The organism is Pseudomonas sp. LBUM1648 (genome assembly GCF_059716145.1).
Genome location: NZ_CP166808.1, coordinates 2361025 through 2375333 on the forward strand (window position 1 = coordinate 2361025; position 14309 = coordinate 2375333).

At 60.9% G+C, this 14309-nt stretch carries 15 protein-coding genes; 9 read left to right on the top strand and 6 right to left on the bottom strand.

What is annotated here, in order from left to right; all coding sequences use genetic code 11:
* Positions 1-227 precede the first annotated feature (227 nt).
* Entirely contained in the window at positions 228-797 is a 570-nt protein-coding gene (locus ACA043_RS10930; protein ID WP_497659637.1) for a flavodoxin family protein, read from the top strand.
* Between the two features lie 23 nt (positions 798-820).
* Here ACA043_RS10930 and ACA043_RS10935 read toward each other — a convergent pair whose 3' ends face one another.
* Positions 821-1276: a helix-turn-helix domain-containing protein gene (locus ACA043_RS10935; RefSeq protein ID WP_187676982.1), complete on the bottom strand. Its 456-nt coding sequence runs from the start codon at positions 1274-1276 to the stop codon at positions 821-823.
* 254 nt (positions 1277-1530) lie between these two features.
* On the opposite strand from ACA043_RS10935, the gene ACA043_RS10940 reads away from it, so the two are divergent.
* From ACA043_RS10940 to ycaC, 6 genes are all read left to right on the top strand, one after another.
* Positions 1531-2523, top strand: a complete 993-nt coding sequence (locus ACA043_RS10940; protein ID WP_497659199.1) for an MBL fold metallo-hydrolase — start codon at positions 1531-1533, stop codon at positions 2521-2523.
* Between the two features lie 54 nt (positions 2524-2577).
* Positions 2578-3501 (top strand): LysR family transcriptional regulator, encoded by a 924-nt coding sequence (locus tag ACA043_RS10945; RefSeq protein ID WP_187676984.1) that lies wholly within the window; start codon positions 2578-2580, stop codon positions 3499-3501.
* Between the two features lie 208 nt (positions 3502-3709).
* Positions 3710-4126, top strand: a complete 417-nt coding sequence (locus tag ACA043_RS10950; RefSeq protein WP_497659200.1) for a DoxX family protein — start codon at positions 3710-3712, stop codon at positions 4124-4126.
* The gene (locus ACA043_RS10955) at positions 4119-4745 is read left to right on the top strand and encodes an antibiotic biosynthesis monooxygenase (RefSeq protein ID WP_187676986.1); all 627 of its coding nucleotides are present in this window, start codon (positions 4119-4121) and stop codon (positions 4743-4745) included. Before ACA043_RS10950 ends, ACA043_RS10955 begins: the two co-directional genes overlap by 8 nt.
* 30 nt (positions 4746-4775) lie before the next feature.
* Positions 4776-6614, top strand: a complete 1839-nt coding sequence (locus ACA043_RS10960) for an amidohydrolase (protein WP_401265817.1) — start codon at positions 4776-4778, stop codon at positions 6612-6614.
* Positions 6615-6683: 69 nt separating this feature from the next.
* Complete coding sequence (ycaC, locus tag ACA043_RS10965) at positions 6684-7307, top strand: isochorismate family cysteine hydrolase YcaC (protein WP_016774080.1); 624 nt, start codon at positions 6684-6686, stop codon at positions 7305-7307.
* A gap of 208 nt (positions 7308-7515) precedes the next feature.
* On the opposite strand, the gene ACA043_RS10970 is transcribed toward ycaC, so the two are convergent.
* A complete protein-coding gene (locus tag ACA043_RS10970) occupies positions 7516-8943 on the bottom strand; it encodes a mechanosensitive ion channel domain-containing protein (protein WP_497659201.1) in 1428 nt (475 codons plus the stop codon).
* Positions 8944-9003: 60 nt separating this feature from the next.
* Positions 9004-10023 carry an alpha/beta hydrolase gene (locus ACA043_RS10975; RefSeq protein ID WP_489880832.1) on the bottom strand — a complete coding sequence of 340 codons (1020 nt, stop codon included), beginning with the start codon at positions 10021-10023 and terminating at the stop codon, positions 9004-9006.
* Positions 10024-10182: 159 nt separating this feature from the next.
* Here ACA043_RS10975 and ACA043_RS10980 point away from each other — a divergent pair, with 159 nt between their 5' ends.
* Positions 10183-11082, top strand: a complete 900-nt coding sequence (locus ACA043_RS10980) for a LysR family transcriptional regulator (protein ID WP_497659202.1) — start codon at positions 10183-10185, stop codon at positions 11080-11082.
* Between the two features lie 129 nt (positions 11083-11211).
* Here the strand turns inward: ACA043_RS10980 and ACA043_RS10985 are convergent, their stop codons facing one another.
* The 3 genes from ACA043_RS10985 to gspG form a co-directional block, all read right to left on the bottom strand.
* Positions 11212-11670 carry a hypothetical protein gene (locus ACA043_RS10985; protein ID WP_497659203.1) on the bottom strand — a complete coding sequence of 153 codons (459 nt, stop codon included), beginning with the start codon at positions 11668-11670 and terminating at the stop codon, positions 11212-11214.
* A gap of 74 nt (positions 11671-11744) precedes the next feature.
* Positions 11745-12932, bottom strand: a complete 1188-nt coding sequence (locus tag ACA043_RS10990; RefSeq protein ID WP_187676993.1) for a type II secretion system F family protein — start codon at positions 12930-12932, stop codon at positions 11745-11747.
* Between the two features lie 14 nt (positions 12933-12946).
* Entirely contained in the window at positions 12947-13375 is a 429-nt protein-coding gene (gene gspG, locus ACA043_RS10995) for a type II secretion system major pseudopilin GspG (RefSeq protein ID WP_401265805.1), read from the bottom strand.
* Positions 13376-13581: 206 nt separating this feature from the next.
* Between gspG and ACA043_RS11000 the strand changes: the two genes are divergently transcribed.
* Positions 13582-14190 carry a lytic transglycosylase domain-containing protein gene (locus tag ACA043_RS11000; RefSeq protein ID WP_187676995.1) on the top strand — a complete coding sequence of 203 codons (609 nt, stop codon included), beginning with the start codon at positions 13582-13584 and terminating at the stop codon, positions 14188-14190.
* Positions 14191-14309: the final 119 nt, after the last annotated feature.

Genomic DNA, 14309 nt, shown 5'->3' on the forward strand with positions numbered 1-14309 from the left:
TCTGGCGCCAGTGCAACGTGCAGATTGCCGTCACCACTCGAAACGCTATGGCGTAACTTCCGTTTTTACACACTGCAATGCCCAAATCACCGCTCTGCGCCACGGACAATTAACAACGATTAACTCGTCTGCGTCCGCTCCAGCCTCAAAACTCCGATCAAACAAGTTCAACCTCAGGCACAGACCTGATGGCTGCAATGGAATGCACTCGTCCGGAGGACGGCGCAATGAGCAACGTGGTGGTGGTCTATCACAGCGGTTATGGCCACACACGCGTCATAGCCGAAGCCGTGGCGCAGGGCGTCGAACGGCACCTGGGCAGTACCTGTCGGTTGGTCGCGGTAGAAGAAGTCGAACGCTATTGGGATGAGTTGCACCGCGCCGATGCGATCATCTTCGGCGCGCCGACCTACATGGGCAGCGCGTCGGCGGGCTTCAAGCAATTCATGGAGGCCAGCGCGGCGTTCTATCTGGCTAAACCGTGGCGCGACAAGGTCGCTGCAGGGTTCACCAATTCCGGCAGTCTGTGCGGCGACAAGCTCAATACGTTGCTGCAAATGGCGGTGTTCGCCGCGCAACATTCGATGATATGGGTTGGGCTCGATTTGCTCCCGGCGCGCTCGGCGGCCGGGTTCTTTGATGGGCAATTGAACCGTCTTGGCAGCTCGCTCGGTGCGATGTCCCAATCCAATGTCGAACAGACGTCCGAGCAGGCGCCGCCGCTCGAAGACCGGCGCACGGCGGCCCATCTGGGTGAGCGGGTGGCACAAGTGGCGCAGCGGTTGAGGCACAAGTGAGGGAGGGGCGATAGGATCGGCGCCTACACTGCAAGGCGCATGCCGGCAGACGCTGGCGAAGGTTGCGATCTTTTGAGCTTCATATCCGGCACTTCACGACAGCGCCAGGCAAACGGGCTGATCCCTTCGCTACGGGTGAAGATGTGGCAAAAGTGCGCCTGATCACAGAAACCGCATTCCAGGCTGATCTGCGTCAGGCTCAAGTGGGTGTGCTGGATCAACAGCTTGGCGCGGGCGATGCGCTGAGTGCGGATCCAGTCCTGTGGCGAGAGCCCGGTACTGCACTTGAACGCTCGGGAAAAATGACTGCGTGACAACGAACATGCCTCTGCCAGTTCGGTGACCTCCAGGCTTTCACCCAGGCGATCGAGGATCAACTGTTTGACCCGCCGTTCGCGCTGTGGACTGAGGCCGCCGATGCGCGGTGTGCGGGATTCGCTGGCGGGGGCGAGGGCGACTGTTTGTTGTAAGTGAGCCATGGCCAATGTCCGTGTCGGGGGAGGGGACGCACGCTGGGTGCTTTCCCCTCTGGTCAAGAAAACAATGTTTCGCAGTGGGTTTCATTGTTGGACGGGGCCGGAGGACTGACGAGTTAAACGTTGTTAATTGCGCCGCAAAACTTTGAACTCAGCACATCGCTGCAAGTCGGCGACGGGGCGGATCGGCGAGGATGACGACTAATAAGAGGCACACGTTCGGTGCCGTCGAAGATCGATCAAGCAAGGGGACTCGCATGACAGGTTCGTTGCACGCTGCATTGGGCACACTCGGTTTGGCACTCGCGTTGGCGGCTGGTAGTGCTGTGGCACAAGCGCCGCAGGTCGGTACGCAGGCGCCCGGTTACTTCCGTTTGGCGTTGGGCGACTATGAAGTGACCGCGCTGTTCGACGGCTACAACGATCTGTCGCCCAAACTGCTTCAGGGCATGAGTCAGGGACAGATCCGTGCATTGCTCGCTCGCCGTTCGATTGAAACCCCGGGTGTGCAAACGGCGTTCAACGCGTTTCTGGTCAACACCGGCAAACAGTTGATCCTGGTCGACACGGGCGCCGGGCAGTGCATTGGCGCGACTGCCGGCCAGCTCTCGGCGAACATGCAGGCAGCGGGCTACAAACCGGAACAGGTCGATACCATCCTGTTGACCCATCTGCATCTGGATCACGTTTGCGGATTAGTCGACGCTCAGCAAAAACCGATTTTCGCCAACGCCACGGTGTATGCGGCCAAGGCTGAAGCTGACTATTGGCTCGATCCGCAGGCCTTGGCCAAGGCACCGGCCGGGGCGAAAGAGTTCTTCAAAATCGCTCAGGATTCCACGGCGCCCTACGTGGCCGCCGGCCGCTTAAAAACCTTCACGCTAGGGCAATCACCCCTGCCGGGCGTGGTCGAGGCGCAACTTGAAAGCGGGCATACGCCAGGCAGCACCACTTACCGATTTACCTCGCAGAACCAGAGCATCGTGTTCATGGGCGATCTGGTGCACAACCTTGCCGTGCAGTTCGAACACCCTGAAGTGTCGATCAGTTTTGACGTCAACAGTCAGCAGGCCATCAAAAGCCGTAACGCCGTGTTCAGCGCTGCTGCCGCCAGCAAAACCTGGGTGACCGCCGCGCACCTGCCGTTTCCGGGGATCGGTCACGTCACCGCCATCGACCAGCATTTCCAATGGGTGCCGGTGGAATACGGCCCTTATAAACGCGCGGCCAAAGTACCGTTGATCGAGTAAAGTAAGGCGCTTTCGCATGACTGAACAAGACCTCCAGGCAAGGAACACGAGCCCATGAACCGTAACGATCTGCGTCGCGTCGACATGAACCTGCTGGTGATTTTCGAAGCACTGATGTTCGAAAAGAACCTGACCCGCGTCGCCGAAAAACTGTTCATGGGCCAACCCGCCGTGAGCGCGGCGCTCGGCCGTTTGCGGGATCTGTTCGATGATCCGTTGCTGTTACGCAACGGTCGCGGCATGGAGCCGACCGCCCGCGCCCTGGCGATTCTCAAAGAGCTGCAACCGGCAATGGACGTCATTTCCGGGGCGGTCAGCCGGGCCAAGGAATTCGAACCGGCGAGCAGTTGCGAGGTGTTTCGCATCGGTCTGTCGGATGATGCCGAATTCGGTCTGTTTCCGCCGCTGCTGCGCCAACTTCAGGAGGAGGCGCCGGGGATTGTGGTCGTGGTACGCCGCGCCAACTATTTGCTGATGCCGGCGCTGCTGGCCTCCGGAGAAATCTCGGTTGGCGTCAGCTACACCACCGATCTGCCGGCCAACGCCAAACGCAAGAAGCTGCGCGACATTCCCTGCAAAGTCCTGCGCGGCGACGACCGTCCGGGGCCGCTGACGCTGGACGAATACTGCGAACGGCCGCACGCGATGGTGTCGTTCTCCGGTGACTTGAGCGGCAACATCGATCTGGATCTGGCCAAGCTTGGCCGTTGCCGTCGCGTGGTGCTTGGCGTGCCGCAGTTCAGCGGCTTGCGCGCTTTGCTGGCGGGCACCGAAATGATCGCCACGGTGCCGGATTACGCCGCCTGTGCGCTGGTTGAAGGCTGCGCCCTGCGCGCCGAAGACCCACCGTTCCCGATTGAGGCGGCGCAATTGTCGATGGCCTGGAGCGGGGTGCATGACAACGACCCGGCGGAGAAGTGGTTGCGCTCGCGGATCAGCCAGTTCATGTCGGCATCGCTGGATATTCCGCCAGCCTGAAGAAAAAACGTAAATCCCCTGTGGGAGCGAGCCTGCTCGCGATGGCGCCCGGTCAGTCGACTTCAATGTTGAATGACACACCGCTATCGCGAGCAGGCTCGCTCCCACATTGGTTTTAGGTGACTGAAAGAAAGAGAGCACATCCATCCAATTTCTCCCCGCCCTGCATTGGCATTATTCAGGTCAATGACATTTAAAGGGTCGGGTCATGAATGCTTTGCAACGAGACGAACGGGCGCGCGACCTCGGTTTACTGTTTTTACGGGTCAGCGGTGGATTGTTTCTGCTGTGGGTACACGGCTTGCCCAAGCTGCTGGACTTTACGGCCCAACTGCAACTCATCGAAGACCCGTTCCACCTCGGTGCCCAACTGACCTTATGTCTGGCGATCTTCGCCGAAGTCCTCTGTCCGCTACTGATCGTCGGCGGGGTGCTGGCGCGATTGGCCTGCTTGCCTATTCTGTTTGTGCTGCTGGTGGCGCTGTTAGTCGTGCATCCGCAATGGAGTGTGGCTGAAGGGCAGTTCGGCTGGTTGCTGTTGATCCTGTTTGCCACTGTGTTTATCGCCGGGCCGGGACGGCTGGCGCTCAATGTTCGTTTACCCGGAGTACTGCGTTATGCCTGAAGTCCTTAGTCAAAAAGCACCGGGGGCCGATGAGACCGTCACGCTGATCGTCAAGCACCGGGTCAAGGCCGGTTTTGAAGCCGCCTATGAAGCCTGGTTGCGCAATATTGTACGGGTGGCGGGGCAGCGCGAAGGGCACTTGGGCGTCGACGTAGTGCGCGGCAAGCGCGCCGGCCTCGATACTTACACGTGCGTGCTGCGCTTTTGCTCGACCGAGGCGATGCAATTGTGGCTGGAGTCACCGCAGCGTCAGGCCCTGGTCGATGAAGCCGCTCCGATGCTCGCTGATGGCGACCAGACTGAGGTCGCCCCGGTCAATGAATTCTGGTTCGCGCCGCTGGCCGATGCCGCCTCGCCGCCACCGCGCTGGAAGCAGGCGGTGGTCACCTTGCTGGTGATTTTTCCGCACACCCTGCTGGTACCGCTGATCTGGGGGCCGCTGCTCGGGTTGCACCCACTGCTTTCCAACTACGTGATTGCCACGTTCCTGATCACCCTGACCATCGTGTTGTCGGTGGTGTACGTGTTCATGCCGCCCGTGACCCGTTTGTTTGCGCCCTGGCTGGAAGCCGGTCAGGCCCATACACACGTCGAATCCACAGAACACCCGTCACGCTGAAACCATTCATTTTTTGTCGAAGGAACTGCGATGAACGCCGATCTGATTCTCTTCAATGGCCAATTTCATACCGTAGACCGCACTAAACCACTGGCCAGTGCCGTGGCGATCAAGGACGGCCGTTTCGTGGTCGTTGGTAACGACACCCAAGCCATGGCCCTGCGCGGTTCGTCCACGCAAGTGATCGACATGCACGGCCGCTGCGTCATCCCCGGTCTCAACGACTCGCACTTGCACCTGATCCGTGGCGGTTTGAACTACAACCTCGAACTGCGCTGGGAAGGCGTACCGTCGCTGGCCGATGCGCTGCGCATGCTTAAGGAGCAGGCCGACCGCACACCGACGCCGCAGTGGGTGCGCGTGGTCGGCGGCTGGAACGAATTCCAGTTCGCCGAGAAACGCATGCCGACCCTCGAAGAACTCAACCAGGCCGCGCCGGACACGCCAGTGTTCGTCCTGCACCTGTACGACCGTGCGCTGCTCAACCGCGCCGCATTGCGCGTGGCCGGTTACACCCGCGACACGCCGAACCCGCCGGGTGGCGAGATCGTCCGTGATGCCAATGGCAACCCGACCGGCATGCTGGTGGCCAAACCCAACGCGATGATTCTCTACTCGACGCTGGCCAAGGGGCCGAAGCTGCCGCTGGAGTATCAGGTCAACTCGACTCGCCAGTTCATGCGCGAACTCAATCGCCTCGGCCTGACCAGCGCGATCGATGCCGGCGGTGGTTTCCAGAACTACCCGGACGATTACCAGGTGATCGAGCAATTGGCCAAAGATGACCAGTTGACCGTGCGTATCGCCTACAACCTGTTCACCCAGAAGCCGAAAGAAGAGCTGACCGATTTCCAGAACTGGACCGGCAGCGTCAAGTTGCACCAGGGCGACGACTTCCTGCGCCACAACGGCGCCGGCGAGATGCTGGTGTTCTCGGCAGCGGATTTCGAAGACTTCCTCGAACCGCGCCCGGACCTGCCGCAAACCATGGAGCAGGAGCTGGAACCGGTGGTGCGCCATCTGGTTGAACAGCGCTGGCCGTTCCGTCTGCACGCCACGTACAACGAATCGATCAGCCGCATGCTCGACGTGTTCGAGAAGGTCAACCGTGACATTCCGTTCAACGGTCTGCCGTGGTTCTTCGACCACGCTGAAACCATCACCCCGCAGAACATCGAGCGGGTGAAAGCGCTGGGCGGTGGCATCGCGATTCAGGATCGCATGGCGTTCCAGGGCGAGTACTTCGTCGACCGTTACGGCGCGAAAGCCGCTGAAGCCACGCCGCCGATCAAGCGCATGCTCGCCGAAGGTGTGCCGGTCGGCGCAGGCACCGACGCCACGCGGGTTTCCAGCTACAACCCGTGGACGTCGCTGTACTGGATGGTCAGCGGCCGCACGGTCGGTGGTCTGGCGCTGTACGAAGAAGGTTTGCCGCGCACCACCGCGCTGGAATTGTTCACCCACGGCAGTGCCTGGTTCTCGTCCGAGCAGGGCAAGAAAGGCCAGATCAAAGTCGGGCAACTGGCAGATCTGGCGGCGCTGAGCGCGGACTTCTTCCACGTCGAAGAAGAAGCCATCAAGTGGATCGAGTCCGTACTGACCGTGGTTGGCGGCAAGATCGTTTACGCCGCGGGCGACTTCCAGGATCTCGGGCCAGCCAGCGTGCCGGTGCTGCCGGACTGGTCGCCGGTGGCAAAAGTCCCGGGCCACTGGCGCCAGAACGCGCCGATGCAGGCTCAGGTGCACCAATGCGTCGGCGCGTGCGCCGTGCACTCGCACAGCCATGAAAAGGCGCGCCTGTCGAATGCCCCGGTCAGCGATTTCGCCGGTTTCTGGGGCGCGTTCGGCTGTTCCTGCTTCGCCTTCTGATTCTTACCCAAAAGCGCCGGCCTCGACGGTCGGCGCTTCACGCAACAACCATCCACCCAGGAGTTTCCCATGAGCGTTCCATACAAGCGTCTGAACAAAGATGATGCGGTTGTGCTGCTGGTCGATCACCAGACCGGTTTGATCTCGCTGGTACAGGATTTCTCGCCAAACGAATTCAAGAACAACGTGCTGGCACTGGGCGACATCGCCAAGTTCTTCAAGCTGCCAACCATCCTCACCACCAGTTTCGACGCAGGCCCGAACGGCCCGATCGTACCTGAGCTGCTTGAGCAGTTTCCGGACGCGCCGTTCATTCAGCGTCCAGGCCAGATCAACGCCTGGGACAACGAAGACTTCGTCAAAGCCATCAAGGCTACCGGTCGCAAGCAACTGATCATCGCCGGTGTGGTGACTGACGTGTGCGTCGCATTCCCGACGCTGTCGGCCATCGCTGAAGGTTTCGAAGTGTTCGTGGTGACCGATTCTTCCGGCACTTTCAACACCACCGTGCAACAAGCGGCGTGGGCACGCATGTCGGCGGCCGGTGCTCATCTGATGAACTGGTTCGCTGTGGCTTGCGAGCTGCAGGGTGACTGGCGCAACGACATGGAAGGCCTGGCGCATCTGCTCTCGGAACGCCTGCCGAACTACCGCAACCTGATCAACAGCTACACCAAGTTCACGGCCAAGTAATCGATCGCGCCTGAAAAGCCCCTCACCCTAGCCCTCTCCCCGAGGGAGAGGGGACTGACCGAGGGGTTCTTTCGAGTTGCACCGACCTGAGCGATCGAGTCGATCTCCGGTCTTGAAAAGCTTGAAGATCAGCTCCCTTTCCCCCTCGCCCCCCTTGGGGGAGAGGGTTGGGGTGAGGGGGTAAGCTCTTGATCTTAAAATCTTCGCATCAGCGCTTTTGCAGCCAACCGAGAAACCCGCCTTTCCTCACCACCACCGGTTTAACCATCAACGCGAGGCGACTGTTCTGCTGCCGCACCGCCTGCAACTTGTTCAACGCCGACCCAACCTCCTTGCGCTGCTCCATGCACTGGCGCGTCAGGTTCTTGTCGAGGCGGTAGATGATGCTCGACGTCAGCGCCGTAAACGTAGCCTGCGACGGGGTATCCGCCAGAATGCTTTGCTCGCCCATGACCTCACTCGGCCCCATGCGCCCGGCCTCTGTCTGGCTGGCGCCATCCGGTACCGTTGCGCTGACCACCCCGGTGGCAATCACGAACAGACTGTCCGGAACTTCGTCCAGATCCAGCACCACCTGGCCCGCGCTGTACTGCTGCGCGACCATCGACTCGGCGAGACGATCACGTTCGTCGGCACTCAGCGAGCGGAAGATTTTCACTTCATCGAGCAAAGCGCGGGCGCGGGTCGACGGCTCGATCACGCCGTCCGGATGCCGCGAAATCCCGGCGGCTTCCAAGTGGCGGTGTGCGAGGTCGAAGAGTTGATTGCGCACTTCGCTTTTTTTGCCCAGTTCGGCGATAAACCCGCTGGCCACGTATTCGGACATTTCTTCGCCGGCCTCTTTCAACACCACTTTCGGCGCCGGGCTCAGCAGCAGGCTGCTACTGCCTTGCAGCGTCCGGTCGAGGGCGTCGAGCACGCGGCGTGGGCGGATGTGGTTCGGCACTTTGATGCTGATCGACACGCCATGCATGTTATTCGGCCGGCTAAGGTTGACGATCTTGGCCTTGGCCGCCACCGAGTTCGGCACCACGGCCATGGTGCCGGCGCTGGTCAGCAGGTGCGTGGCGCGCCAATCGATGTCGAGCACTTTGCCCTCGACGCCGTCGATCACCACGAAGTCGTCCACTTGATACGGCTTGGTGCTGTTCAGAACGATCCCGGAAAACACATCGGCCAAGGTGCTTTGCAGTGCCAGACCGACGACGATTGCGAACACACCGGACGTCGCCAGCAAGCCTTTGACCGGCAGCTCCAGCACGTAGCCGGCCGCAGCGACGATGGCCACCAGAAACACCAGCGCACCGATGACGTCCTGCAACAAGCGACCGCTGTGGCCGATGCGCCGCATCAGGATCAGGCCGATGACTTCGGTAAGGACTCGCGCGGCGTACAACCACCAGATAATACCCAGCGCGGTTGCACCGAGTTGCGCGACCTGGTCATCGGCAAACTGCGGCGCCTGCAAAGGGCTGACACCGGCGTTGATCACCAGCGCAGTGAACGCCAGAAACAGCACCAGCCGCACACCCACGCGCGGCGCGCGATGTGTGAAAGGGGCGAGGTGCCAGAGCAGGCCATCGAGCACCAGCAACACGGCACTCCAGGACAGCAGGTGAGCAAGCATGAAGTTCATGGGAGCGCTTCCACAAAAAAGCCCTTCCCCATACATCGCTGCGTGGGGAAGGGCTTGGGCTTAGTTGAGGTGGGTTTTCAGCTCAGCCGCTGCCTGGCGTACCGCCGCTTTCACTTCGGGAATGTGGCTCAGCGGATTGAGCAAGCCAAAGTCGTGGATCATCCCGTTGTAGCGCACCGCGGTCACCGGTACACCTGCCGCATCCAGGTGTCGGGCATAACCTTCGCCTTCATCACGCAACACGTCGAACTCGGCGGTCTGCACCAGCGCGGCGGGCAGGCCTTTGAGCTGTTCGGCGCTGGCGTTCAGTGGCGAGGCGTGGATCTGCGCACGCTCGGCCGGGTTGGTGGTGTAGCTGTCCCAGAACCATTTCATCATGCCTTTGGTGAGGAAGTGACCCTCGGCGAATTGCTGGTACGAGCCATCGTCGAACTGTGCGTTGGTCACCGGCCACATCAGCAACTGGAAGCGCAGCGCCGGGGCTTTCTGTTCTTTGGCCATCAGTGCCACGACTGCCGCCATGTTGCCGCCGACGCTGTTGCCGGCCACCGCCAGACGCTTGCCGTCGACACCGATGTCCTTGCCGTGCTCAGCCACCCATTTGGTTGCGGCGTAAGCCTGGTTGATCGCAGTCGGGTACTGCGCTTCCGGCGACGGCGTGTAATCGACGTACACCGCCACAGCGCCAGAACCCACCACCAAGTCACGAATCAGGCGTTGGTGCGTCGGAAAGTCGCCCAATACCCAGCCGCCACCGTGGAAGAACATGAACACCGGCAACTCGCCTTTGACCTTGGCCGGACGCACCACTTTCAGGTTGATCGTCTGGCCGTCGACCTTGATCGCCTTGTCGCTGACTTCCACACCGGACAGATCAACCTTCACCGAAGCCTGCGCGCCGGTCAGCACCGCACGGGCGTCTTTTGGGCTCAGTTGCTCAAGCGGCTTGCCACCACCGGCGGCGAGCGCTTCGAGAAAGGCTTGGGTGTTGTGTTCGACACCCGGGCTGCCAGCGGCGAAAGCGTTGCCGATGGACAGGGCGAGGAGGGAAGCGGTCAGTGTTTTTTTGACGATGTTCATGTGCAATTCCTTTTAATCCGTTTGATTTTTTATGCCTGAGTTGCGGGCTGCTGTGGCGCTGGGGTTCAGGCCTCAGCAACACCGTGAGCACAGATTAGTGGGATGCCGAAAAGTGAAAAAGCGGCTATAAAGCGTTTAACTGTCCACCAGAGAGTGACAATGAACCCGTTCGAAGACATGCGTATTTTTTGCCAGGTCATGGACTCCGGCAGCTTCACCTCAGCAGCCGATCAGTTGGGCCTGTCCAAGCAGTTCGTGAGCCGCCGGTTGATGCAGTTGGAAGAGCGCCTTGGCGTGCGCTTATTGAACCGCTCGACCCGCCGGCTGGACGTCACGCCACTGGGCCAGAGCTATTACGAATCGGCCCTGCGCCTGTTGAGTGAGGTGGAGCAGGTCGAGCAGGGCATCGCCGGGCAAACCGCCGAGCCACGCGGGACGATTCGCCTGAGTGCGCCGCTGTCGTTTGCCGTGGCACATCTCGGTTGTCTGCTGCCGATGTTCTTGCAGCGCTATCGCGAGGTCACGGTGGAAGTCGACTTGAACGACCGCCCGGTGGACCTGCTCGGCGAAGGCTATGACCTGGCGCTGCGCATTGGTGTGCTGGAAGACTCGACCTTGATCGCCCGCCGTATCGCTTCCATCGAACGGGTGTATTGCGCCAGCCCGGCCTATCTGGCCGAACGCGGTACGCCGCTCAAACCCGAAGATTTGCTCGGTCACGACTGCCTGCCTTACGGCCATAGTCGTTCAGTGCAATGGCGGTTCAACGCCGGGCAGGGCAAGCCGTTGCTGGTTAATGTAAGTGGCCGGATGCGGGTCAACAACGGTGATTTGCTGCGCGATGCTGCGGTGCAGGGGATGGGGATTACCTATCTGCCGACGTTCATTGTCGGTGCGGCGTTGAAGGATGGCCGACTGGTGCCGGTGCTCGATGACTTGTGTCCGGAGCCGCTGACGTTGTCGGCGGTGTATCCGCAACATCGTCAGGCTTCCCGGCCGGTGCAGGCGCTGGTGGAGTTTTTGCGGGAACGCCTGGACAAAAGCAACGTAGACCTCTGAGCCCTGCACCCATTCAAATGTGGGAGCGAGCCTGCTCGCGAAAGCGGTCTGTCAGTCAAAGCATCATAGGCTGACCCACAGCATTCGCGAGCAGGCTCGCTCCCACAGGTATCGAGGTGTTATCTCGATTCAGTTGGCGCGTTTGTCATCGCCAGGTTCGCCGCCGACGTGAACACCGCGATCATCACCGACTTCACCTGACCGGTGTACGCCGTGATCATCCCCCGGTTCGGAGTGATTGCCGCTGCGACCCGAGGCTGAGTGATCGCCGGAATGTCCCGAGCCCTGACCGCTGCTGCCACTGTGTCCGCCGCCTTCGCCATGACCGCTACCGCTGCCACCGTGGCCACCACCATTCCCGCCACCGCCGCTGCCGCCACCACTTCCTCCGCCGCCGCTACCACCGCCCCCCCCACCATGGCCGCCACCGCCACCGCCACCGCCGCCATGTCCGCCACCGCCTCCGCCACTGCCACCTTCCTTGGCTTGAACAGTGGCTACTCCCGACAGGCTGTCCGGAATCAATACGGTAGACGCTGAAAGAACTGCGCCGATGGCCATTGCGAGCACGAGCTTTTGAATGTGCATATCGTTCTCCATCTTGGTGATTTGGTTGGGAACGTCGATGAGCGATGTTGCGTCGATCCGACCCGTTCCCGAGGTCAGTGAATACTCGAAGCCAGTTCGAAAATCGGGATGTACATCAGGATCACGATGACCCCGATCAGCAGGCCGATGAAGGTCATCAGCAGCGGTTCGAACAAACGCACGAACCACTCGATCCAGCGGCTGATTTCTTCGTCGTAGAAATCGGCGCTGCGTTCCATCATCTGCCCAAGGTTGCCGGATTGTTCGCCCGCTCGCAGCAGCCGCAGGGACACTGGCGTCACCAGGCGATTGAGTTCCAGCGCAGCAGACAATGACTGGCCTTCGCGCACTCGCTCGCAGGCCTGATCCAGCCGCGCCCGCGACGCCACGGTGAGCAAGCCGCGGACCATGCCCATGGCGGTGACCAGCGGAATCCCGCCTTGCAGCAGAATCCCCAGCGAACGGTAAAACCGCGCCAGTTCATACATGAAAATCCGTTGATGGACGGCGGGCAGCTTCTCCACCAGCCGATCCAGCCATCGGCGAAACGCCGGCTGTTTTTGCAGCAGGGCGAGGGCCACGACAATCGCCGCCAACGCACCGAAGAACTCAAGCTGATGGGCATGCAGAAACATCCCGCTGCTCATCAGGATCTGCGACAGCCACGGCAGGTTCGAGCCCAGTCCTTCGAACACCAGGCTGAAGCGCGGCACCACGTAACCCATCAAAAACAACACCACGCCACCGCCGACGACCAGCAACAACAGCGGGTAGATCGAGGCGCTGACGATCTTCTGCCGCACTTCGTCCATACGCTGGCGATAGCTGACGTAACGACCCAGTGCTTCGCCGACCGCACCCGTCTTTTCGCTGGACTGCACCAGCGCCACGTACAGCGGCGGAAACACTGCCGACAACTGGCCCAATGCCTGGGAGAACGATTTGCCCTCGTACAGTAGGCGCACCAGCTCACTCAGGGTTTTGCGGGCAGCGGGGGCGGTTTCTTTTTCGGCGAGACTTTCCAGCGCATCGATCAACGGCAAGCCGGCGTTGATCAGGGTGGTCAGTTCCTGGCTGAACAACACCAGATTGAAGGTTTCGCGCTGGCGCAGTCGCAGTGAGCGCCAGTGTTTTTCCGCGTGCAGGCTGAGCACGCGCAAACCCTGGTCTTCGGCGATGTGCCGCGCCTCGCTGTGCCCCGGCGCCTCGATGCTCATAGACACCACGCCAGCCTTGCCGACCGCTTTCAGATTAAATCGCATGGGCCGCGCTCCGCTTACTGCCAATTGGTCACTTCGGCGTTTTCGCCGTCACCGCCGGGCTGGCCGTCCTTGCCCATCGACAGCAGGTCGTACTCGCTGTTTTCGCCAGGATAGCGGTAGGCGTAATTTCGGCCCCATGGGTCTTGCGGAAGTTTTTTCTGCAAGTACGGGCCGGTCCATTTCGCTTCATCGCTCGGCGCCAGTACCAATGCCTGTAGGCCTTGTTCGGTGGACGGGTAGTGGCCTACCTCCAGTCGATACAAGTCCAGCGCCTTGCTCAGGCCTTCGATCTGCGCCTTGGCCACTTTCACTTCGGAGCGGCCCAACTGGGCGAAGTATTTCGGCGCGACGATCCCGGCCAACAGGCCAAGGACCACCAGCACCACGAGCAATTCGAGCAGGGTGAATCCGCGTTGGCTACGCGGACGAATTTGCAGCTTCATGATGACCTCCCGTGAGTGGCAGCCGTGTCGCCAAGAGGGCTTATGCAATTGCCATGCTCAGCCCCCGCTTAAACCTGGTTGATTGGCTGAAGCCCTTGTGTTTTGGGCTTTCGAAGAAACGGCACAGTGCTTGCGTATGGCTCAAACGTGATCGGCCATTGGGGCATTTCCCCCAATTTATCGGGGCTGATCCGGGGAGGCCCGACATGAAATTTCTTGCCAGCGGATTGCTCGGCTGTGTGCTGCTTGGCGGCACCGCGCAAGCCGATGTGTTCATCTCCGTGGACGCCAAGGGCAGCTACGTTCTGTCCAATGTTCACCGTCCCGGACGCACTTACGAACGGGTGATTCAGGAAGCCGAAAAACCGCTGGTCAGCCTTGATCAGCAGCCGCAGATGATCGCCAGGCAGCCCTATGCCGAACTGGTCTCGGCGGCGGCGACAGCCCATCAATTACCTGAAGCGTTGCTGCACGCGGTGATCAACGCCGAGTCGCATTACAACGCCGGCGCGACCTCGCCCAAAGGGGCAGGCGGGTTGATGCAGTTGATGCCTGACACCGCACGGGAGTTGGGGGTGAAGGACGTCTACGACCCCAAGGCCAACATCCAGGGCGGGGCCAAATACCTCAAGCGTCTGATGACCCTGTTCGACAACGATATCGCGCTCGCGGTGGCCGCCTACAACGCCGGGCCGGAAGCCGTGCTCAGCCGTGGCCGGGTGATTCCGCCGTTCGCTGAAACCCAGCGTTATGTGCCCAACGTGCTGCGCCAATACCGGCGATTGCAGGGGCTGGCGATGGATGCGCCGTTGTAGGCCCACCCGGTTCACCCACTTTCGGGGCAAATCGGGCAGGCCCGAAAAGTGGGGAAAAGCGGTGGGGAATATCCCCCGTAATCTCAAGTCGTTGCGGTAACTGATTGAACGGTAATGAA